23 protein-coding genes and 1 pseudogene are annotated in these 21385 nt (G+C 69.7%); 9 read left to right on the top strand and 15 right to left on the bottom strand.

Features of this window, described 5'->3' with window-relative positions; all coding sequences use genetic code 11:
• Window positions 1-80: 80 nt before the first annotated feature.
• From ACWDR3_RS22850 to ACWDR3_RS22825, 6 genes are all read left to right on the top strand, one after another.
• Window positions 81-1136, top strand: coding sequence for an energy-coupling factor ABC transporter permease (locus ACWDR3_RS22850; protein WP_450354373.1), 1056 nt, complete (start codon window positions 81-83; stop codon window positions 1134-1136).
• A 1-nt stretch (window position 1137) separates the two neighbouring features.
• Window positions 1138-1899: a cobalt ECF transporter T component CbiQ gene (cbiQ, locus tag ACWDR3_RS22845; RefSeq protein WP_450354372.1), complete on the top strand. Its 762-nt coding sequence runs from the start codon at window positions 1138-1140 to the stop codon at window positions 1897-1899.
• Complete coding sequence (locus ACWDR3_RS22840) at window positions 1887-2657, top strand: energy-coupling factor ABC transporter ATP-binding protein (protein WP_450354371.1); 771 nt, start codon at window positions 1887-1889, stop codon at window positions 2655-2657. The genes cbiQ and ACWDR3_RS22840 overlap by 13 nt, the downstream gene beginning before the upstream one ends.
• Window positions 2658-2792: 135 nt before the next feature.
• The gene (locus ACWDR3_RS22835; protein ID WP_450354370.1) at window positions 2793-3248 is read left to right on the top strand and encodes an organic hydroperoxide resistance protein; all 456 of its coding nucleotides are present in this window, start codon (window positions 2793-2795) and stop codon (window positions 3246-3248) included.
• A 34-nt stretch (window positions 3249-3282) separates the two neighbouring features.
• Window positions 3283-4446: a serine hydrolase domain-containing protein gene (locus tag ACWDR3_RS22830; RefSeq protein WP_450354369.1), complete on the top strand. Its 1164-nt coding sequence runs from the start codon at window positions 3283-3285 to the stop codon at window positions 4444-4446.
• A gap of 49 nt (window positions 4447-4495) precedes the next feature.
• Window positions 4496-4912: a RidA family protein gene (locus tag ACWDR3_RS22825; protein WP_450354368.1), complete on the top strand. Its 417-nt coding sequence runs from the start codon at window positions 4496-4498 to the stop codon at window positions 4910-4912.
• A 9-nt stretch (window positions 4913-4921) separates the two neighbouring features.
• Here ACWDR3_RS22825 and ACWDR3_RS22820 read toward each other — a convergent pair whose 3' ends face one another.
• Entirely contained in the window at window positions 4922-5629 is a 708-nt protein-coding gene (locus ACWDR3_RS22820) for a Clp protease N-terminal domain-containing protein (protein WP_450354367.1), read from the bottom strand.
• Between the two features lie 245 nt (window positions 5630-5874).
• Between ACWDR3_RS22820 and ACWDR3_RS22815 the strand changes: the two genes are divergently transcribed.
• A complete protein-coding gene (locus tag ACWDR3_RS22815; protein ID WP_450354365.1) occupies window positions 5875-6726 on the top strand; it encodes an LLM class flavin-dependent oxidoreductase in 852 nt (283 codons plus the stop codon).
• An 85-nt stretch (window positions 6727-6811) separates the two neighbouring features.
• Here the strand turns inward: ACWDR3_RS22815 and ACWDR3_RS22810 are convergent, their stop codons facing one another.
• Window positions 6812-7465: a TetR/AcrR family transcriptional regulator gene (locus tag ACWDR3_RS22810; RefSeq protein ID WP_450354364.1), complete on the bottom strand. Its 654-nt coding sequence runs from the start codon at window positions 7463-7465 to the stop codon at window positions 6812-6814.
• A gap of 131 nt (window positions 7466-7596) precedes the next feature.
• Window positions 7597-7956, bottom strand: coding sequence for a hypothetical protein (locus ACWDR3_RS22805; protein WP_450354362.1), 360 nt, complete (start codon window positions 7954-7956; stop codon window positions 7597-7599).
• Between ACWDR3_RS22805 and ACWDR3_RS22800 the strand changes: the two genes are divergently transcribed.
• Entirely contained in the window at window positions 7949-8905 is a 957-nt protein-coding gene (locus ACWDR3_RS22800) for a prolyl oligopeptidase family serine peptidase (RefSeq protein WP_450354361.1), read from the top strand. The genes ACWDR3_RS22805 and ACWDR3_RS22800 overlap by 8 nt on opposite strands.
• 38 nt (window positions 8906-8943) lie before the next feature.
• On the opposite strand, the gene ACWDR3_RS22795 is transcribed toward ACWDR3_RS22800, so the two are convergent.
• The 10 genes from ACWDR3_RS22795 to ACWDR3_RS22750 form a co-directional block, all read right to left on the bottom strand.
• Window positions 8944-11697, bottom strand: a complete 2754-nt coding sequence (locus tag ACWDR3_RS22795) for an alkaline phosphatase family protein (protein WP_450354360.1) — start codon at window positions 11695-11697, stop codon at window positions 8944-8946.
• Between the two features lie 13 nt (window positions 11698-11710).
• Window positions 11711-13072, bottom strand: a complete 1362-nt coding sequence (locus tag ACWDR3_RS22790) for an ABC transporter permease (RefSeq protein ID WP_450354359.1) — start codon at window positions 13070-13072, stop codon at window positions 11711-11713.
• Window positions 13069-14025: an ABC transporter ATP-binding protein gene (locus ACWDR3_RS22785; RefSeq protein WP_450354358.1), complete on the bottom strand. Its 957-nt coding sequence runs from the start codon at window positions 14023-14025 to the stop codon at window positions 13069-13071. The genes ACWDR3_RS22790 and ACWDR3_RS22785 overlap by 4 nt, the downstream gene beginning before the upstream one ends.
• 136 nt (window positions 14026-14161) lie before the next feature.
• Window positions 14162-14938 carry an aquaporin gene (locus tag ACWDR3_RS22780; protein ID WP_450354357.1) on the bottom strand — a complete coding sequence of 259 codons (777 nt, stop codon included), beginning with the start codon at window positions 14936-14938 and terminating at the stop codon, window positions 14162-14164.
• A complete protein-coding gene (locus tag ACWDR3_RS22775) occupies window positions 14935-15243 on the bottom strand; it encodes an ArsR/SmtB family transcription factor (RefSeq protein WP_450354356.1) in 309 nt (102 codons plus the stop codon). Before ACWDR3_RS22775 ends, ACWDR3_RS22780 begins: the two co-directional genes overlap by 4 nt.
• Window positions 15244-15345: 102 nt before the next feature.
• Window positions 15346-16191: an EamA family transporter gene (locus ACWDR3_RS22770; RefSeq protein ID WP_450354355.1), complete on the bottom strand. Its 846-nt coding sequence runs from the start codon at window positions 16189-16191 to the stop codon at window positions 15346-15348.
• Window positions 16188-16712 (bottom strand): YbaK/EbsC family protein, encoded by a 525-nt coding sequence (locus ACWDR3_RS22765; protein ID WP_450354354.1) that lies wholly within the window; start codon window positions 16710-16712, stop codon window positions 16188-16190. The genes ACWDR3_RS22770 and ACWDR3_RS22765 overlap by 4 nt, the downstream gene beginning before the upstream one ends.
• Window positions 16713-16737: 25 nt before the next feature.
• Window positions 16738-17292, bottom strand: a complete 555-nt coding sequence (locus ACWDR3_RS22760; protein ID WP_450354353.1) for an isochorismatase family protein — start codon at window positions 17290-17292, stop codon at window positions 16738-16740.
• Window positions 17289-17468, bottom strand: a complete 180-nt coding sequence (locus ACWDR3_RS22755) for a DUF397 domain-containing protein (RefSeq protein WP_450354352.1) — start codon at window positions 17466-17468, stop codon at window positions 17289-17291. Before ACWDR3_RS22755 ends, ACWDR3_RS22760 begins: the two co-directional genes overlap by 4 nt.
• Complete coding sequence (locus ACWDR3_RS22750) at window positions 17465-18310, bottom strand: helix-turn-helix domain-containing protein (RefSeq protein WP_450354350.1); 846 nt, start codon at window positions 18308-18310, stop codon at window positions 17465-17467. Before ACWDR3_RS22750 ends, ACWDR3_RS22755 begins: the two co-directional genes overlap by 4 nt.
• A 124-nt stretch (window positions 18311-18434) precedes the next feature.
• Between ACWDR3_RS22750 and ACWDR3_RS22745 the strand changes: the two genes are divergently transcribed.
• Complete coding sequence (locus tag ACWDR3_RS22745) at window positions 18435-18842, top strand: ATP-binding protein (RefSeq protein ID WP_450354349.1); 408 nt, start codon at window positions 18435-18437, stop codon at window positions 18840-18842.
• A gap of 900 nt (window positions 18843-19742) precedes the next feature.
• On the opposite strand, the gene ACWDR3_RS22740 is transcribed toward ACWDR3_RS22745, so the two are convergent.
• Window positions 19743-20147, bottom strand: coding sequence for a hypothetical protein (locus tag ACWDR3_RS22740; RefSeq protein WP_450354348.1), 405 nt, complete (start codon window positions 20145-20147; stop codon window positions 19743-19745).
• Window positions 20148-20331: 184 nt separating this feature from the next.
• Window positions 20332-21279, bottom strand: a pseudogene (locus ACWDR3_RS22735) (MMPL family transporter); the annotation flags it as partial.
• Between the last annotated feature and the right edge of the window lie 106 nt (window positions 21280-21385).

The raw sequence follows: 21385 nt of genomic DNA, 5'->3' as shown, positions 1-21385 counted from the left end.
GACGTCGGACAGATCACATGCACGATGCACGAGCGTCTAGCTCTTGCAAAGGGTTCGCAATAAGCCTCTATTATCGAACGGTGCATGTGCCTGACGGATTCATCAACGCCCCCACCTCCGCCGTGACCGGAGTCGTCGCAGCGGGCGCCATCGCCGTGAGCCTGCGCGGCGCGCGCCGCGAGCTCGACGAACGCACCGCGCCACTGGCCGGTCTGGTGGCCGCGTTCATCTTTGCCGTACAGATGCTCAACTTCCCCGTAGCGGCCGGAACAAGCGGCCATCTGCTGGGCGGTGCGCTGGCGGCGATACTCGTCGGCCCCTACACAGGGGTCCTCTGCGTCTCCGTCGTCCTGCTCATGCAGGGCATTCTCTTCGCGGACGGCGGCCTGACCGCGCTCGGCGTGAACATCACCGACATGGCGATCGTCACAACGGTCGTCGCGTACGCGGTCTTCCGCGGCCTGGTGAAGGTGCTCCCGCGCAAGCGGCGCTCGGTCACCGTCGCCTCCTTCGTCGCCGCGCTCCTCTCGGTCCCGGCCGCCGCCGTGGCCTTCACGCTCCTCTACGCCGTCGGCGGCACCACGGACGTCGCCATCGGCAAGGTCGCCACCGCCATGATCGGCGTGCACGTCCTGATCGGGATCGGCGAGGCGGCGATCACGGCGCTGACCGTGGGCGCGGTGATCGCCGTACGCCCGGATCTCGTGTACGGGGCGCGGGGCCTGGAGCAGAAGCTCAAGCTGCGGGTGGGCGGCGAACTCGTCGACGTACCGACGCCCGAGGCGGTACCGGTCGCGGCGCGCACCTCCCGGCGCACGCTGTGGATCACCGGTCTGGTCACCTCCCTCGTCCTCGCCGGGTTCGTGAGCTTCTACGCCTCCGCGAACCCCGACGGCCTGGAGAAGGTCGCCGCCGACAAGGGCATCGACAAGAAGGCCGAGGAGCACGCCTCGGCCGACTCCCCCCTCGCCGACTACGGCGTCAAGGATGTCGAGAACGCCCGCCTGTCCGGGGGGCTGGCGGGCGTTCTCGGCGTAGGCGTGACCATCGTCGCGGGCAGCGCGGTCTTCTGGGCGGTGCGCCGCCGGCGCACGCCCGACGCGACTCCCACGAACACCGCAAGCACGAGCGCCTGACATGGGAGCGGGGCACGCGCACCGGCTGTACCGGCACGGGCACTCGCCCGTGCACGCGTTGCCGCCGCACACCAAGCTCGCCGCCGTCCTCGCCTTCGTGGTGGTCGTGGTCTCCACCCCGCGCGAGGCGATGTGGGCGTTCGGCCTGTACGCCGTCCTGCTGGCGGTCGTCGCGTACGTCGCGCGCGTGCCGGCCGGGTTCCTGCTGCGACGGCTGCTGATCGAGGTGCCGTTCGTCGCGTTCGCCGTCCTGCTGCCGTTCGTGGCGGAGGGCGAGCGGACGGACGTCCTGGGCCTCTCGCTGAGCGTCAACGGCCTGTGGGGCGCGTGGAACGTACTGGCCAAGGGCACCCTCGGCGTGGCCGCCTCGGTCCTCCTCGCCTCCACCACCGAACTGCGCGAACTCCTCCTGGGTTTGCAGCGGTTGAAGATCCCGCCGCTGCTCGTCCAGATCGCGTCCTTCATGATCCGCTACGGCGATGTCATCACGGACGAGATGCGGCGGATGAAGATCGCCCGCGAGTCACGGGGTTTCACGGCCCGGGGCGTCCGGCAGTGGGGCGTGCTCGCGAAGTCGGCGGGCGCGCTGTTCATCCGCTCCTACGAGCGCGGCGAGCGCGTGCACCTGGCGATGATCAGCCGCGGGTACGCCGGTTCGATGCCGGTCATCGACGAGGTGACCGCGTCGAGGGCACAGTGGTCGTACGCCCTCGCGCTCCCCGTCGCGGCTCTGGCCGTCTGCGTGTTGGGATGGACCCTGTGAGTACCACCGATTTCCCCGCCTCTCTTGAGGTCTCCGGCCTCGCCTACGCCTACCCGGACGGCCATCAGGCCCTGTTCGGCGTCGACTTCACCGTCGGCCGCGGCGAACGGGTCGCGCTGCTCGGCCCGAACGGCGCCGGCAAGACGACCCTCGTCCTGCACCTCAACGGCATCCTCACGGGAGGCGCCGGGACGGTGACGGTCGCCGGACTGCCGGTCGGCAAGCGGCACATGGCGGAGATCCGGCGCCGGGTCGGCATCGTCTTCCAGGACCCGGACGACCAGCTCTTCATGCCGACGGTCCGCGAGGACGTGGCGTTCGGCCCGGCGGCGGCCGGCATGAAGGGCGCGGAGCTGGAGCAACGGGTGCGTACGGCACTGGAGTCGGTGGGGATGGCCGACTTCGCCGACCGCCCCCCGCACCACCTCTCCTTCGGCCAGCGCCGTCGGGTGGCGGTCGCGACCGTGCTCGCCATGGAGCCGGAGATCCTCGTCCTGGACGAGCCCTCCTCCAACCTCGACCCGGCCTCCCGCCGTGAACTCGCCGACATCCTGCGGTCGTTGGACGTCACGGTGCTCATGGTCACGCACGACCTGCCGTACGCGCTTGAGCTGTGCCCGCGCGCGCTGATCCTGAGCGAGGGCGTGATCGCGGCCGACGGGAAGACGGCGGAGGTGCTCGGGGACGAGGACCTGATGCGGGCGCACCGGCTGGAGCTGCCGTTCGGCTTCGACCCGCGGTCGGTGACCGCGTCCTGACCTCGGCCCGGCCCACTGAACTCGGGTTACCGGCGGTTGCTACCCCCGGGTAACACCCACTGACCTACCGGCCAGTACCTTGGGCGAGATGCACGTGGCATCTATTACGCACACTCGCCCTGGGGGAGGCCGGCCATGACGGACGACGCGGTCGCAGTCGCCGTGGACACCCGTCCGACGAAGATCATGTACGTCGCCGAGGCGACCGCGCACGGTGGTCGGGACGGCTATGTCACCAGCCAGGACGGCCAGATCGAGCTGAAGGTCGCGATGCCGCCGGAGCTGGGCGGCGACGGCAACGGCACCAACCCGGAACAGCTCTTCGCGGCCGGTTACAGCTCCTGCTTCCACAACGCGCTGGTGCTGGTGGGCCGCCGCTCGGGCTTCGACCTCACCGGTTCCACGGTCGCCGCGAAGGTCGGCATCGGCCCGAACAAGCAGCGCGGGTACGGTCTCGCGGTCGCCCTCAGCGTCTCGCTCCCGGTCCTGGACCCGGACATCGCCGCGAAGCTGGTGGACGCGGCGCACGAGGTGTGCCCGTACTCGAACGCGACGCGCGGGAACATCGACGTGACGATCCTGCTTGGGTAAGTAGGAAGTACCCGCAGGCCGGAGGTGTACGGGCGTGGACGTGAACGGCGTGGTGGCCGAGGGCTTCGAGCCGGTCAGGGAGGCGTTCGCGCGGAACTTCGAGGTGCTCGGGGACCGGGGCGCGGCGGTGGTCGTCTACCGGGACGCGCACAAGGTCGTCGATCTGTGGGGCGGCACGAAGGACGTCGACGGCACCGCACCCTGGCAGCCGGCCACCGCGCAGATCGTGCGCTCGGCGACCAAGGGCGTCGCCGCCGCCGTACTCCTGGTGCTGCATCAGCGCGGAGAGCTGGACCTGGACGCGCCGGTGGGCGAGTACTGGCCGGAGTACAAGGCGGCGGGCAAGGAGCGGACGCGGGTGTGGCACCTGCTCGCGCACCGTGCCGGGGTGCCGGTCCTCGACCGTCCGCTGACGCCCGCGCAGGCCGCGGACCCGGTGCTGGGCGCCGAGGCGGTCGCGGCGCAGGTGCCGGCCTGGGAGCCGGGCACGGACCACGGGTACCACGCGCAGACGTACAGCTGGCTGACGGGCGAGTTGATACGGCGGATCACGGGCCGTTCGCCGGGCGAGCTGATCGCGGACGAGATCGCGGGGCCGGTCGGCGCGGAGCTGTGGCTGGGCCTGCCGGAGTCGGAGGCGGGACGGGTGGGCCGGGTCGCGCAGGTGGAGCCGCCCCCGGAGCCGGCCGGCCTGCGGACGCGCCCCAAGCGGGCGGTCGCCGAGGCGTACGCCGACCCCGCCTCCCTCACCACCCGGGCCTTCGCCGCGATCACCCCGCTCCCCGACGAGAACGACCCGGCGTACCGCGCCGCCGCGCTCCCCGCGTCCAACGGCATCGCGACGGCGGACGGTCTGGCCCGTTTCTACGCGTCCCTGATCGGTGAAGTGGACGGCGGGAAGCGGCTGTTCACACCGGAGACGATGGAACTGGCCCGCACGGAGCGCTCCGCGGGCCCGGACCGTGTACTCGTGGTGCCGACCCGCTTCGGCCTCGGCTACATGCTCCACGGCGCCGCCTCCCCGCTCCTCTCCCCCACCTCCTTCGGCCACCCCGGCCGAGGAGGCGCCCTCGGCTTCGCCGACCCGGATTCGGGCATCGCGTTCGGCTACGTGACGAACGGCTTCCGGAAAAGCGTGACGGCGGACCCACGGGCGCAGGCGTTGGTGCGGGCGGTTCGGGGGGCCTTGTCGGCGTAGGCGGGGGCGGCTCCGGAATGGGCTGAGGTGCGTGGGATGTTCCCTGTCCATGACGCTCAAGGACGACGACGCCCGCACGATCACCAACCCGCCCGCGCTCCACGACCCCACCCCCTTCGGCTACAGCCACGCCGTGTCCGCACCCGGTGAACTGGTCTTCATCGCCGGGCAGTACGCGTCCGACGCGACGGGGTCACCCGTGCCGGGCGACTTCGCCGCGCAGGTGGACGTGGCCTTCGAACGGCTGCGGTCGGCGCTGGCGGGAGTGGGGCTCGGCTTCGAGCACGTGGTCCGGCTGGGCACGTTCGTCGTGGACCACGACGTCACGAAGCTGGAGACCCTGGGCAAGGCGCTGCACACGCACTTCGGCGACCGCCTGCCGGCGCAGACCCTGAGCGGGGTGGCGTCCCTCGCGTTGCCGGGGATGCTCTTCGAGGTGGACGCGGTGGCGGTACGAGGAGTCTGACCGGCGCTGCTACTGCTGCTTGCCGCGCGCGGCGAGCCGTCCGGCGACCTCGGTCCTGACCGTCTCGCGCAGTTCGGCCGGTGTGAAGCCGAGGTTGCGGAGGATCTGGGCGGCCGGGCTTGCCTCGACGTGGATCAGGCCCAGCAGTGTGTGTTCCGTGCCGACCCAGTCGTGGCCGAGGTCGGCCGCCGCGGCGCGGGCCTGTTCGATGGCCTCCTTGCTCTCCGGCCGGAACGCGATGTGACCGCGCAGCGCCTTCGGACCGGCCGGCGGCAGGGCTTCCTCGATCGCGTCGCGGACACGCTGCTCCGACTCGGTCTTCGCCACGAGCACCTCGTACGCCAGGCCTCGCGGTTCGCCGAGCAGGCCGAGGAGGAGGTGTTCGGTGCCGATGGAGTCGTGCTTGTGGGTGCGGGCGGCTTCCTGCGCGAGCACGATGCTGTGCCGGTTGAGGTCGGTGTAGCGCTCGAACGGGCCGGGTGCGTGGCGTTGTTGGGCGGCCTGCTTGGTCACGCCGATGGCGTCGCCGATCTCGGTCCAGGACGCGCCGACCTGCTTGGCCTTGCTGACGTAGTGGTCGATGAGCTGGTCGCCGAGGTCGGACAGGGTCTGGGCGCGCAGTCGTGCCTCGCTGATGCGGGCCAGTTCGTCGGATTCGGGCAGTTCCTCGTCGAGACGGGCGATCAGGTCGGCGAGGCTGATGTCGAGTGGGCTCATGCGTCAACTTTAAATTGACGCCCCCTCATCGTCAACCTGTAATTGACGATTGCTCGACTGATGGCGCGGGCCGGCCCAAATCCGGTTGCCCCCTCCCTCCGACCCGCCCTACGGTGAGGCCACTTCGACGAGACGTTCCCCAGAAGCAAGCCGCAGGGCGGGAGCGTCCCACCTCCTCGATTCCTCGACGAGGTGCCGGAGGGGCGGCAGTGACTTTGTCGACCCTTCCTCTCGGAGGCTCCTTCATGAACGTCGGTATCGGCCTGCCCATCGGCGACCCCGCCGCCCTGCTGACCTGGGCGCGGCGCGCGGACGCCGGGCCCTTCACCACCCTCGGCCTGCTCGACCGTCTCGTCCACGACAACCCCGAGCCGTTGGTCGCCCTGGCCGTCCTCGCGGGCGCCACGTCTCGCATCCGCGTCCAGACCGAGGTCCTGCTCGCCCCGCTCCGCGACACCGCACTCCTGGCCAAGCAGGCCGCGACCCTGGACCGGATGACCGACGGCCGCCTGACCCTCGGCCTGGGGGTCGGCGGGCGCGAGGACGACCACCGGGCGGCGGGCAGGGACCTGCGCACGCGGGGCCGGCGCCTGGACGAACAGATGGCTGTGATGCGGAGGTTGTGGTCGGGCGAGGCGTACGACGACGCGGGCGGTGTCGGCCCGATCGGCCCCGCGCCCGCTCGCCCCGGCGGCCCCGAGGTCCTCTTCGGCGGCTTCCGACCCGTAGCCATCGAACGCGTCGCACGCTGGGGCGACGGCTTCCTCGCCGCCGCGGCACCCTCCTGGGCGGGCGGCCTGTTCGACACGGCACGCCGGTTCTGGAAGGAGTACGACCGCGCCGGCGAACCGCGTCTCGTCGCGCAGGTCAACGTCGCACTGGGCCCGGACGACGTGATCGACGACGCCCGCAGCAACATGCACGCGTACTACGCCTTCACCGGCATGGCCGACCGCATGGTGTCCGGCATGCTCACGACCCCGACGCAGATCCGCGAGACGATCACCGCCTTCACCGACCTCGGCGCGGACGAGGTGATGCTCTACTGCTACGGCACCGACCCGGACCAGGTGGACCGACTGGCGGACGTGCTGTGACGGTGGCCGGGGCGTGACGGCGGTCAGGGTGTGACGGTGGCCCGGGTGGCCAGTCGATCAGTCCGATGTTCGCGGCACCCCTCCATCAGCCCGCCTCCCCAGACCCCAAGCCCTTCTCCGGCCCCCCGAACGCCGGTCCCGGCGGCAGGAGTCGCACCCCGTCCGGTCGCGTGCGCATGCCGTCCAGCAGGAGTCGTAGATACCGACGCCACAGGTCCGGCTCTCCCGTGCGGTCGGTGATCGACGCCACCATCAGCTGGATCATCGGCAGGTCCAGCGGCACCACGTCGGCGCGCAGCGTCCCCTGTTCCTTGGCGCGGGTGATCAGCGCGTCGACGAGAGGCCTGACGCGTCGGTCGACGAGGGCGTGCCGCTGGGCGGCCTTGCCGGTGCCGAGCATGACCTCGCGCAACCCCCGGTCGTGCGCCTGGAGTTCGCACACCTTCTCCAGGCTGGACGCCAGCCCGTGCCACGGGTCGGGATCGGCGGCGGCCTCCCGGGCGGACGCCTCGACCCGGTCGATCATGTCCTCGAAGACCGCGTCGACGAGCTCTTCCTTGTTGGCGAAGTGCCGGTAGGCCGTCCCCACGCCGAGCCCCGCATGGCGGGCTACATCGTCGAGGGTCGCGGTCAGACCCCGGTCGCGGAACACCTCGCGCCCTGCGGCCAGCAGGCGACGACGGTTCAGCTCGGCATCGCGCCGCAGCGGCGGCCTGTCGAAGCCAGCGGGCTCAGCCATGCCGGTCACCCCTCCTTCCGGTTGCGGGTGATGCCGGAATGTCCCGCGCATCACACCTCCAAGTGTAAGCGGAGATCCAATCTCCGTTTGATGCTACGGTAGCCGAGCGAAACGGAGATTGAATCTCCGTTTCATGACTTCGTATCGGCGAGGAGAACAGACATGCTCGAAAACAGCGGGATCACGCGGCGGCAGGCACGGAACGCGGGGACGTCCCGGCCGGGCTCGTGGAGGAGCTCACGGACGGGTCCATGGAAGGGCACCGCCGCCGTCGCGGCGACCGTCGCCGTATGGCTGAGCCTGGCCGCCTGCTCATCGGGCGGCGACAGCTCGTCCAGCGGTTCGGCGAGCGACGCCTCCAGCGCGAGTGCCCAGACGGCCGCCTGCCCCACGACCGCGGCGAGCAGCGGTACCGGGACGTCCAGCGGAGCGCCCAGCGGGATGCCGTCGGGCGCCACCGGCGGCAACGCGGGAAACATCCCCGTGGCCAAGACCATCAAGAAGTCGGACACCAGCACGAGCACCGTGATCGATCCCAAGGGCGCGCAGATCAAGTGCGCGACCTCCGGGATCACCGCCACGAACGACATCACGTACTCCTCGCCGACCACGAACGGCAAGAAGAGCGACCTGAAGCTGGACATCCAGGTGCCCACGTCCACGTCGGGCAAGAAGCCGCTGGTCGTCTACATGACCGGCGGCGGATTCAGCATGGCGGACCGCACCGCCAACCTGAGCCAGCGCACCTACGTGGCCGACCAGGGCTACGTCGTGGCCAGCATCCAGTACCGCACCGTCACGAACGGCGCCACGTACAAGGACGCCGTCGCCGACGTGAAGTCCGCGATCCGCTACCTCCGCGCCAACGCCGACAAGTACGACATCGACGTCGACAACGTCGCCGTATGGGGCCAGTCCGCGGGCGGCTACCTGGCCGCCATGACCGGCGTCACCAACGGGGACAAGTCCTTCGACGTCGGCGACAACCTCGACCAGAGCAGTGAAGTGCAGGGCGTCGTCGACGAGTTCGGCCCTGCCGACCTGTCCACCCTCGCGGCCGACTACGACACCGCCGCGCAGAAGGCCAACTACACCGCGGGCAACGTCGCCGCCCAGTGGGTCTACGGCCCCGGCACCAAGAAGTCGATCGAGGACCGTACGAGCCAGATCGCGGCCGCCGACCCGAGCACGCACATCAACTCCAGGACCGCGCCCTTCGTCCTGTTCCACGGCAGCGCCGACAACCTGGTCTCACCCAGCCAGACCCTGAACCTGCACACGGCACTCCGCGCCAAGGGCATCGACAGCACCCGTTACGTCCTCACCGGCGCGGGCCACGGCGACCTGTCCTTCACCGGCGACACCTCGGCCGCCCAGCCCTGGTCCACCCAGGAGACGATGGGCCACATCGTCGACTTCCTGCAGCAGAACCTCAGTTGATCGGCCGGGCGGCCCTGGATTCCTCCTAGGCAGCTGTGTCAGCCGTCGGACTCCGGTGACGGGAGGTAGGCGCCCGGCACGTCGTCAGGCGTGTAGATCTTGCGGTCGCCGGGGTACGGCTTGGTCCAGTTGTGGGTCTGGTACCAGGTGTAGCGGTTCATCTGGGTGGGGTTGGCGTAGTCGGGAACCGCGTTGGGGCCCGTGAGGCGCTGGTGCGAGGCCCAGGTCTTCCACTGCGCCGCGAGCGCCTTCTCGGCCGCCGGCACCGAGACGGACGTCGGCGCGGGCGCCGCGTCGGTGTCCTGGGCCGCCGGGGTGTCCGAGCCGCAGGACGGCTGGGGGCTCACGCCTAGGGTCAGCGAGGTCCGGTTGGGCACCGCCGTGAACGGGGTGGTGTCCGCCTTCCGCGTGAACGCCCCGTACATGGGCGTGGCCGCGCTGTCGAGCTGGTTCATCGGGTGGATCCCGAGGATCTGCTCGACGGTACGGACCATGGTGATCTGCGAGTAGTAGTGGTCGTCGACCGTGTTGTGGTTGGCGTACGGGCTGATCACCTGGACCGGGGCGCGGTGGCCGTCGACGTGGTCGAGGCCGGCCTGGGAGTCGTCCTCGACGACGAAGATCGCCGAGTCCTTCCAGTACTTGCTGTGGGTGATCTTGTCGACCATCCGGCCGACCGCGAGGTCGTTGTCGGCGACCTCGGCCGCCGCGTTCGCCGGGCCGCCGGTGTGGTCGTTGGAGAACCAGAACATGTTCAGGTTCGCCGGGCCGTTCTTCTCGAAGTCCTGCTGCCAGATCTGTTCCTTGTAGATGTCCGGCACGTCGAGGTCGAACAGCGGGAAGCCCTGCACCGACACGTCGTTGAGCGAGGGGATCGCCGAACCCGTCTTGATCGGGTACGCGGTCTCGGCCCCCGTCGCGGCCATGTTCTTGCTGTCGCAGTACAGGTTCTGCCAGGTCGCGCCGGCCGGCTTGGTCTCCAGCGACTGGAACTCGCCGAAGTCCTTCACCGACTTGCCGGCCGCCTGCGCGCCGGTCCAGATGAACCCGGTCTTCTGGTGGCCCAGGACGTCGTTCTCGGTGTCGTAGCTGCGCGTGTACTCGCCGGCCGAGGACTCGGTGTACTCCGGGTTGTCCGACTGCATCAGCCAGTTGTGGCCCTCGGCGGAGTTGGTGCCGATGTCGTAGAAGTTGTCGTAGAGCCCGAACTGCTGGGCCAGCGCGTGCTGGTTGGGCGTCACGTTCTCGCCGAACTGGGTGAGCGAGGCGTTGCCGTTGCCCTCCGGGATGTCGCCGAAGACCTGGTCGTAGGTGCGGTTCTCCTTGACGAGCAGGAACACGTGCTTGATCGTCGAGGGGTCGCCGAGCCGGGCGGGGACCGGGACGGCCTTCGTGTGGTTCCTGCCCTTGGCCGTGGTGACCGAGCCGGGCGTCCAGCCGTTCTGCTTGAAGACCTTGGCCGTCTGGGACCTGACGACGAGGTCGCTGGGCAGCGTGAACTGCGTGAGGCTCGACGTGGTGTCGTGCGTGTTGTGGCCGGCGGCGTCGGGGCGCAGCGCGTCCACGCCACGGGTGTTGGCGACGACGACCTGCCTGCCGTTGGCCGTGATGCCCGAGGGGAAGTAGTCGGTGGGGAGCAGGCCGACGTAACGGGCGGGCTGCTGCGGGGAGTTGTAGCGGTAGACGGCGACCGCGTTGGCGCGGCCGAGCGTGACCAGAAGCCGGCCGTCGTCGGTGAGCGTCACCGCGTTCGGCTCGTAGCCGACGGACGCCTCGGGCCACGGCTGGGTGGCGATGGTCTGGACGACCTTGCCCTTGCGGGTGTCGATGACCGAGACGCTGTTGTCGGCGGTGTTGGTGACGAACACCGCGCCCTTCTTGGCGTACACGGCGGTCGGGTGCAGTCCTACGGGGATGGTGCCGACGGCGGCCGACGGGTCGGCGGTGTCGATGACGCTGACCGTGCCGGTGGTGCTGGCGCCCGTCTTCGGGTTAGCGGGCACGTCGGTGCCGTAGGAGTTGATGGTGGTGTCGCCGGCCTTCGCCGGGCGCCCGCCCTCGTTGCTGACGTACAACGTGCCGCCGACCAGGGCGATTCCGCGCGGGGCGGTGCCGACGGCCCAGGTCTGCTTGATGGTTCCGGTCGCCGCGTCGATGGCGACCACCTTGTTCTGGCCGTTGACCGCCGAGTACACGGTGGAACCGTCGGCGGAGAAGACGGCCGCGCCCACGAGTGCCTGCTTGGCGCCGTCGGCCGCGATCGGGACGGCGATCGGGCTCGCGAGGGTGCCGTCCGCGTTGACGGTGAACTTGGTGTAGCCGTTCGCCTGCCCGAGCCACAGCTGCTTGCCGTCGGGCGAGTAGGTCGGGCCTTCCTGGCCGACGGCGCCGCTGCTGATGCGCAGGTCGTCCGCCGTGCTGGTGCCGACCTTCTGCTTCACCTGACCGGTGGCCAGGTCCATGATCACCAGAGAGGCGTCGCCGTCGGCGATCGAGGCCGCGAGGTGGGTGCCGTCCGGGCTGACCGTCGACGACATGATCTTGCCGTCGTTGATGACCGTACGGCTGCCGTACGGCTTGATGTACTGGTCGCTGGAGATGACCTGCCCGTTGGCGGTGGTCTGGCCGACCTGCTGGGTGCCGAACCGGTAGGTCGAGGCGACCGCCGTGCCCGTGACACCGAGGGCGACGGCGATACCCGTCGTCACCAGCAGTGCCCGGCGGCCGACGTGTCTGCCGAAGAGGTTGACCTGCTTCTTCTCGCTGATCCGACGCTGGCGCATTACCTGCACGGAACTGTTCCCTTCAGTGGGTGTCGAGCAGGTCGACGTTGCCGTCGAACTGCCACAGCGGATTCGGGGCGTCACCGGTCGAAGTCCGCACCAGGAAGTAGCCGTTGACTTCCTTGGGACCGTCGCCGTCCGCCACGAACCGCCCGTCCGAGGTGATGTCGAGCTGGTAGATCGCCGACCCGGTGACCGCGACCCCGGGGAGGTGCCAGCTCACGACGCAGCGCCAGTCGTTGCCCGCGCCCTCCTGGGCGGCCTGGCCGGCGCTCTTGGTGCACGCGGCCGAGGTCCGCAACTGGGCCTCGGTGACGGCGGGTCGGTGGAGTTCCCGTGTCTGCAGGCGGTACAGATGCGCGAACACGGTCGCGAGGGACTTCTGCACCTTCACCTGCTCGATCCCGGAGCCCGTGGACGGCGTGGCCACGGCGACGACTCCCACGGTGACGGCGGTCAGCGCGGCCAGCGGCAGCAGGCCCACGGTGATCGCGCGGCGCCCGGAACCGTCGTAGGCCGCGTTCGTGAAGTCCCGTCGTACGAACAGCACATAGGCCAGCGCGGTCGCGAGCAGCGCCCACACCAGGCTGACCGCGACGCCGATCAGCAGCGGGGCGAGCTGGGCCGGGCTGGTGAACAGGCCGTTCCAGGCGATGAAGGCGTAGCCGGGCAGGGCGAGGCGCACGGCGACGGGCAGCGGCAGCATCTGTGCGACCTGCATCGCGAGCGCGACCAGCACGGGCAGCAGCAGTCCCATCGAGGACCGCCCGAGCGCGACCGACCCGAGGAGTCCGATCGCGGCGAGGGCCAGGGTCGGGGCGAGGGCCGCGGTCCAGGAGAGCAGGACCGCGCCCGCCGCGTCCCCGGGCGTCAGCAGATGCCCGTCCAGTCCCACCAGCGGCTGGTTGCCGACGGCCAGGAGGCCGCCGACCGTGCTGGAGACGGCCAGCCCCGCGACCAACGCCAGGATGACGGTGACGCTGGCCAGCGTCTTCGCCACGAAGATCCGCGCGGGCGAACGGACCGCGACCAGCAGATGCCGCCAGGTGCCGAGCCGGTCCTCGGCGGCGAACACGTCACCGGCGACCAGCGAGGTCAGCAGCGGAAGCGCCCAACTCCCCGCGAAACCCAGCATGACCAGCGGCCCGGCCCACCCCGTGGCGTGCATCCAGCGGCCGAAGAGGGTGTCGGAGGGAAGCGTGTCCTGCTGGCTCACCCCGGCGACGAAGAGCGCGGGCGCGATCCAACACGCCAGGACCAGCAACCGGATCCGCCACTGCGAGACCAGCTTGACGAGCTCGAAGCGGTACCCGCGCGCGACGGAGACGCGGCGCGCTACGGCGGTGGGTTCGGCGACGGCGGTCGCGGTAGCAGTAGCGGTCATCGGCCGGCCTCCTGCTCCTTCTGCTCCTGCTGGTCGGTGAGTTCGAGGAACGCGGCCTCAAGGGGCGATACGACGGGGGCGAGTTCGCGTACGGCGATGCCCGACCGCACGATCTGGGCCACCAGTTCGTCGAGGGCGGGCACGAGCGCGCGCACGATGAGGACCTCCGCGTCCTGCCGCGCTCCGATGTAGTCGACGACCCGGATGCCGGCCGTCTCGGCGGCCAGCAGCCGTGCCGCCTGCGTGTCCGACGTACGCAACCGGTACTCGAGTTCGCGGCTCTCGGCGGCCATCTTGCTCAACGGGCCGGAGAAGACGACCCGTCCGGTGGCGAGGATGGTGACCTCGGAGCACAGCGCCTCCAGGTCGTCCATACGGTGGCTGGAGAGCACGACAGCGGTTCCGTCGGCGGCGAGCCGGTTGAGGACCCCGTGCACATGTCTCTTGCCCGCCGGATCAAGGCCGTTGGACGGTTCGTCGAGCACCAGCAGCCGGGGCTTGGTGAGCAGCGCGGCGGCGAGCCCGAGCCGCTGGCGCATGCCGAGCGAGAAGCCGCGGGCCTTGTCGTCGGCGACATCGGTGAGCCCGACCTGGTCGAGCACGTCGTCGATCCCCGCCGTCCGCGCGTCGGCGCCCCGGAGAGCGGCCAGCGCGGCGAGGTTCTGCCGGGCGGTGAGAGAAGGGTAGAGACCGGGCCCGTCCACGAAACCGGCGACGCCGTCGGGGGCGGCGAAGGCCCGCCCGACCTGCTGACCGAGGATCTCCAGCCGCCCGCTGTCGGCGACGGCCAGCCCGAGCAGCAGACCGAGCAGGGTGGTCTTGCCGGCCCCGTTCGGCCCGACCAGACCGTGGATCTGTCCCTGTGTCACATCCAGATCGACGCCGTCGAGCGCGACGACATCGCCGAAGCACTTGGTGATCCCGCCGGCCCGGACCGCGTGGAGTATGCCCATGAGCCCCTTCTTTCGAAATCCTCAGGGACCCTAGGGGCACCACACATCCCAGACACAGACAGCCGTCTGAACGCCCATGGAACGGACCGTCAAGTCGTCGGCAAGCCCGGGGAACGGTCCGGTCAACTCGCCTCTGTCACTGAACGTCTTGTCGACCAGGCACGAAGATGACAGCCACCAGAGCCAACCCGACCACGCCGCCGATGAGTTGCATGGCGATGAAGCCGGCGAGCGACCCGGGCGCGATGCCCGCGAAGGTGTCCGTGAAGGCACGACCGATCGTCACCGCCGGGTTGGCGAAGGACGTCGACGACGTGAACCAGTACGCGGCGCCGATGTAGGAGGCGACCGCCACGGGCGCGTACTGGAGCCGGTTCGCGCGGGCGAGGCCGAAGATCAGGAGAATCAGGCCGGCCGTGGCGACGACTTCACCGAGGAGAAGGTGTCCCGCGGAGCGGTCGTGGGTGGACCACCTCACCAGCGGCTCACCGAACATCGCATCCGCCAGAACCGCACCGCCGATGGCACCGACTACCTGAACAGGGACGTACACGGCCGCCTCGCGCACAGTGACGCCGGCGCCGCCGCGTCGCGCGGTCCACCACTCGGCCAGCGTCACGACCGGGTTGAAGTGCGCGCCGGAGACCGGGCCGAACAGCAGGATCAGGACGCCCAGGCCGAAGACGGTGGCCGTGGAGTTGGCGAGCAGTTGCAGGCCGACGTCCTTGGTCAGTTGGGTGGCCTGGATGCCGGAGCCGACCACGATGGCCACCAGGAGCGCGGTGCCTATGAGTTCGGCGGCGGCACGCGCGGCCAGCGGGGCGCGCGGCGGAGTGGCGCCCGGCGCGGGCGCGATGGATTCACGCACCGGAGTGGCCGGCACGGACTCCTCGGCGGCGTCGGCAGGGGTCATGGACAGGCCCGCTTGTTCTCGGCGGCGGTGCGCGCGGACGCGGCCAGCTCCGCGAACCGGCCGGCGAGTGAGGCGAGCACGTCGGGCTTGAGCCGGTAGTAGGTGTACCGGCCGCACGGCTCCGTCTCGACGACGCCGGCTTCGCGCAGCACCTTCATGTGGTTGGAGAGGTTGGTTTGCCGAGCACCGGTCTCCTCGACCAGGTGGGTGGTGCACAGCGTCTCTTGGGCGAGCAAGGTCACGATCCGGAGCCTGAGCGGATCGGCCAGAACCCGGATCAGATCAGTGTCGACTGACGTCAGCATGGACTGATGCTTTCACATGATGCTCACCGTCGACGCCGCCAAGGAGTCGGACGCCTGCATCACCATGGGCCGCGGCGACACCTGCCCGATCCGGACACCGCCCTACCCGGCCCGCAACATCAACCCGATCCCCGCCACCAACAACACCGCGGCCGCGATACGGGACACCCCGAACCGTTCCTTGAAGAAGACGGCGCCGATGGCCGCGCCGACGATGATCGACGACTCTCTCAACGCCGCGATCGGGGCCAGTTCCGCCTTCGTCTGGGCCCACAGGACCAGGCCGTACGCGGCGACGGACAAGGCTGCGCCCAGGAGGCCGAGGGTGGCGAACGGGCGTAGGGATGTGAGGAGTTCGCCTCGTAGGCGGGTGGCTGCGTAGGCCGGGATGGCCAGGCCCTCCACCGCCATCAAGTACGCGATGTAGCCGAGGGACGAGCCCGAGGCGCGGACGCCCAGGCCGTCGACGACCGTGTACGCGGCGATCGTCAGGCCCGTCGCCAGCGCCGCGCCGATCGCCGGCCAGTTGGGGCGGCTGCCGCGCATGCCCCAGACGGCGACTCCGGTCAGGCCCGTGCAGGAGAGGGCGATTCCTGCGGCGGCCCAGCCGTTGGGGACCTCGTGGGCGAAGACCGCGGCGAGGAGGGTGACGACCAGGGGTGCGGTGCCGCGGGCGATGGGGTACGCCTGGCCGAAGTCGCCCAGCTTGAACGACCGCATCAGGAGTACGAAGTACGCGATGTGGATGGCGCCGGAGAGCAAGAGGTACGGCCAGGCCCCGCGCGCCGGTATCGGCACGAACGGCATCATCGCCAGGCCGATCAACACCCCGCCGCCCGCGATCAGCGTGAACCCGACCAGTTTGTCGGTGATTTGGTGGGCGATGGCGTTCCAGCTGGCGTGCGTGACCGCGGCCAGCAGGACGGCCGTGGCCACCAGGGGGGTCACGAGTCGCGCTCGCGCACGTCCACGAGAGTCGCGCCGGCGTGGGCCACCAAGTCCTTCGGTTCCATGGGGAAGACCGTGTGCGGGTTGCCGGCCGCGGCCCACACCACGTCGTGCTCCAGCAGCGAACGGTCCGCCAGTACGCGCGTCTTCGTACGGTGTCCGAAGGGCGGTACGCCGCCGATGGCGTACCCGGTCGTCTCCCGTACGACGTCCGCCTTGGCCCGCGTGACCTTCTCCACGCCGAGCTCCTGCCGGACGCGTTCCAGGTCCACCCTCGACGAGCCGTCCATCAGCACGAGCACCGGGACGCCGTCCGCCGCGAAGATCAGGGACTTGCAGATCTCGCTCAACTCGCACCCGATCGCCGCGGCGGCCTCGGCCGCGGTGCGGGTCGCGTCCGGGAAGCGGCGGACGCGAGTGAGCAGGTCCGCCAGCCCCAACTCCCTTACCGCCTCGGCGAATCGGGGGCTGGCTCCGGAGTCGCCGGTGTCTTCGGTGGTGGTGTTGTCGTTCGTGGTCATGCAGGCACGGTAACGGGGGGTGTGCTCAGTTCTCGAACGAGATTTCCTTCGCCTCGGTCACCGCTGCCGTGCGGCCCGGGGCCCCGTTGTACTGCCAGTACAGGTTCGTGTGCGCGACGACCTGGTCCGGCGGCGGGGCACCCCACTGGCTCAGGTCCGTCGTGGTGTGGGCGTCGCCGACGAGCGTGACGTCGTAGCCGCGTGCGAAGGCGCCGTGGATCGTGGCGCGGATGCAGGCGTCCGTGGACGCGCCGACCACGACGACGTGTCCGACCCCGGCCTCGGCGAGGACGTCCTCCAGGTCCGTGTCCTCGAAGGAGTCGCCGTAGCGCTTGTGCACGAGGCGCTCCGCGTCTTGGCGGGTCAGCTCGGGGACGTACTGCCAGCCGTCGCTTCCCTGCGTCACGTTGTCGTCGGAGTGCTGCACCCAGACGACCGGCGTGGCTTGGTCTCGTGCCCTGTCTACGAGCCCGGAGATGTTCGCGATGACCGCGTCACGCTCGTAGGCGTCGGCCACGACGGCGACCTGCACGTCGATCACCAGCAGCGCGGTGTTGGGACGTTCGGAGAGAGTCGTCATAGCTGCTCCAGGAAGTCGGACCAGGTGGCGGGGGCGACGGTGAGGTGGGGGGCTTGGGGGGCCTTTGAGTCGCGGATGTGGATCGTGGTGGGGGTAGCGGCCACCTCTACGCAATCGCCAGGCGCACTGCTGTCGCTGTAGCTGCTCTTGAACCAGTGGAGTTCGGCGGTGCTCATAGTCTCCCCAGCACTTGCTCGATGAAGGCGAGTGACTCCCCCGGGGTGAGGGCCTGCGCCCGGATCATGCCATACCGCAATTCAAGGATACGAAGCTCCCTGGGGTTTGAGACCGGGCGGCCGCTGAACGCTCCGTCGGAACGTCCGATCCCCGCGCCATCAGCAAACTTCAACACCTGGACCAGGCCATCCATCCCGGCATGGCCCTCCCTACTGGTCGGCATGACCTGAAGCGTAACGCTCCGCATCTGCCCGATCTCCAAAAGGTGTTCGAGCTGCGATCGCAGCACCACCCTCCCACCGATGGGGCGCTCCAGCGTTACCTGTTCCTGGACGAAACTGAGCGTCGGGGCAGGCTTCCTCTCGAAGATCGACTTCCTGGCCATGCGTGCGACGGTCTCCCGCTCCACCTCGTCCGGCGAGTACGCGGGTTGCCGCGTCTCGTACAGCGCCCGTGCATACGCCGGCGTCTGCAACAGCCCTTGGATGTTGTGGTTGCTGTACTGCATCAGCTCAACCGCCTTGTCCTCCAACTCCTTCAGCTCCCGCACTTTCTGCGGATACCGGGCCTCCTCCATGTCCTTCGTGAATGCCCTCAGATGCCCTTGTGCGCCCAGCAGTTGATCCGCCCGTTCCAGGAACTCCGGCCTCGGAATGCGCACACCGCGCTCGATCTTCCGGATCATGTCCTCGCCGTAGCCCATCGCCTGCGCCAGATCGGCCACCCGCATCCCCGCGACCTCGCGGAAGAACCTGAGCATCCGTCCCACCGCCTGGACCAACGGCGCAATCTCGTCCCCCGGCTGTACATCCCAACCGGCCTCGTCCACACCCTCGTTCATGCACCCTCCGTACCCGTACAACCCCCGAGACTGACGAGACAGTGCGGGACAAAGCCGAGACAGTCACGCTACGTACCGGCACCACCACTCACTCAGAGAAGCAAACGCGGCCACTCTGAGTGACATGAATCAAGAAATCACCATCCGCAATTTCTCCGTCCCCCTCTCCCCCACCCCCCGCGGCGCCCGCCTCGCCCGCCTTCTCGCCGCCGAACAACTCCACGCCTGGGACCTCCCGTTGGAGACCGCATCGCAGATCGTCGCCGAGCTGGCCGCCAACGCGGTGACGCACGGTCGCGTACCGGGACGGGACTTCCGCCTGACTCTGTACGTCGTCGGCAACACCCTCCGTATCGAAGTCACCGACACCCGAGCCGACGCCCTCCCGCCCCTCGCCCCCGCCCCGGCCCCCGGCGCCGAGTCCGGCAGAGGTCTCCTCCTCGTGGACGCCCTGGCTGATCGATGGGGCGTGGCCATGGGGCCGTATCCAAGGAAGACCGTGTGGGCCGAGGTGAATACTGACCGGCACTGATCACCTCGTGCTTCTGGAGCCGCCGATACCGTGGCGGCCGCGCCGGTCGTCGGTTCAGGTATCGGGGGGCGACGGTCCGAGATGGAGGTCGCCGGAACTCCCGTATTCGTGAAGCGAGTTCCCTTGACGGACCTCGAACTCCGGCCGGAGCACGTGCGCTCCACGGCCAACCTCTTCGAACTGCCCACCTTCTACCAGTACGGCATCGGGTCGGCCGGCTTCGATGCCTGGCGCGAACTCGCCGCGCACCTCACCGCGCCGCTTTCCCGCTGCTGTACCGCTGCTGTACCGCTGCTGTACCGCTGCTGTACCGCTGCCGGGTGCTGCCCGATCAGCGGCCCACCTACTTCGCGGACGCGTTCGGCGGGGTCGAGGGGGCCGTCGCCCGCTGGGGGATCCGACGCGGTACACCGTCGGCTGGACGTCTCGTACCGTTCCTGGAAAACCTGCCCCGGACGCTCGGGGAGCGGCTCGCCGACGTTCCTGACTACCGGCGGGCGGCAGACGTCCTGTCCCGGGGAACGGAGTTCATGAGCTCACGCGGGTTCGTGCACTTCGACGCGCACTTCGCCGACTTCGGACTCGCTCTCAGCCGCGACTTCGAACTCTCCGCGGAGGAGGCCGAGTTCCTCACCAACCACCTCGTCCACGACCTCAGTTACGCACCCAACCACCTGCCGGAGGCCGTATGCGGCGGGAAGGAGCACGGGGTCTTTCTGCGCGACTGGGCCTCTCGGGGCACCCTCCGGACATCGCCGTCCTCCTCGACCGCCACGCCCCGCACGCCCTCGTCCTCGACGACTTCCACCGCCGGCTGCTCACGGAGAGCAAGCGGACACCCTTCCCAGCGGCCGAGCTCCGCCAGGCCCTGGACGCCCGCCCCCCTCACACTCAGCCCGCTCACACCCACTCCGCCTCCGCTGCCTCCGCCCGCTGACGGCGGCCCGCGATGAGCCCGCCCGCCGCGCCCAGCGAGACCAGGCCCATCATCGCGGCGGCCAGGATCCCCTTGATGCCGTCCATCGTGAAGTACATGGCGACCGCGGTACCGCCGTTGAAGAGGAACAGGAACCAGAGGGTGCCGGGGCGGGACAGGAACGCCTTGATCCTCGGCTTCTTCGCTATGCGTGAGCCGGCGAGGAGCGCGACCACCGCTCCGGCGCCCGTGACGATGTTCTTGCCGGTGCCGTCGAGGACCGTACCCGCGGCCGTGCTGGCGGCGAGGCCGCCGACGAAGCAGCTCCACAGGACGAGGTCGGCGACGAACTTCTTGACGGCGGCGAGCGGAGAACGGGAAGAGCGCATCGGAGGGCCTTTCTGACCAGGGACGACAGGGATGACATGGAGTTCCGGATCTCTCTTCGATCCGCTGTCCACGATCCCGTCCGGCGCCTCCGCCAACGAGGGAGCGGCCTCCCGAACCCGGGGTGTAGCGCACTACACCCTGCGGGTTCGAGAAGCCGCCGTGACTACCTCCGAGCTATACCTTCTAGGCCCGGACCAGCTCCTTCTCCTCGTCCGGATCCGAGTCCTTCGCATCCGTCAGAGCCTTCAGGCCCTCACCCTCCACGTCCACGTTCGGCAGCGCCCGGTCCAGCCACTTCGGCAGCCACCAGGCCCGCTTCCCGAGCAGCGCGAGGACCGCCGGCACGATCGCCATCCGCACGATGAACGCGTCGAAGAAGACCGCGATCGCGAGGCCGAAGCCGATCATCTTGATCATGGATTCGCTGGAGCCGATGAAGCCCGCGAAGACCGCCATCATGATGACCGCCGCGGCCGTGACGACCCGCGCGCCGTGCTTGAAGCCGGTGACGACGGCCTGGCTGGCCTTCTCGCCGTGGACGTAGGCCTCTCGCATGCGGGTCACGAGGAAGACCTCGTAGTCCATCGCGAGGCCGAAGACCACGCCGACCATGAAGATCGGCATCATCGACATGACCGGGCCGGTCTCCTCCACGCCCAGCAGGCCCGCGAACCAGCCCCACTGGAAGACCGCGACGACCGCGCCGAGCGCCGCCATGACGGAGAGCAGGAAGCCGAGGGCCGCCTTCAGCGGGACCAGGATCGAGCGGAAGACCACGATCAGCAGGAGGAAGGCGAGGCCGACCACCAGGATCAGATACGGGATCAGCGCGTCGTTCAGCTTCTGCGAGACGTCGATGTTCATCGCCGTCGTGCCGGTGACCAGGACCGTCGCGTCGGTGTCGGCCTTGATGTCGGCGCCCGCGTCACGGATGGAGTGCACCAGGTCCTCGGTCGTCACCGACGAGGGCTTGGAGTCGGGGACGACGGTGATCGTCGCGGTGTCGCCCGCCTTGTTGAAGTTGGCCGGGGTGACCGACTGGACGTCCTTCAGACCCTTGATGCGGTCGCGGACCTCGGTCACCGCCGCCTTGGGGCTGTCGCTGTTCTTGGCGTCGACCGCGATCATCAGCGCGTACACGCCCGAGGTCGTAGGCGCGGCGGCCGGGCCAGTCGTCCGGGGACGGCTTCGGGCCGAGCGTCGGCAGGACCTTCGCCAGCCACTCCCGCAGCCGGGC

This window comes from Streptomyces sp. NPDC001002 (assembly GCF_053599215.1).
The sequence above is the reverse complement of the archived record's forward strand: the minus strand, read 5'-3'. Positions and strand labels throughout refer to the sequence as shown.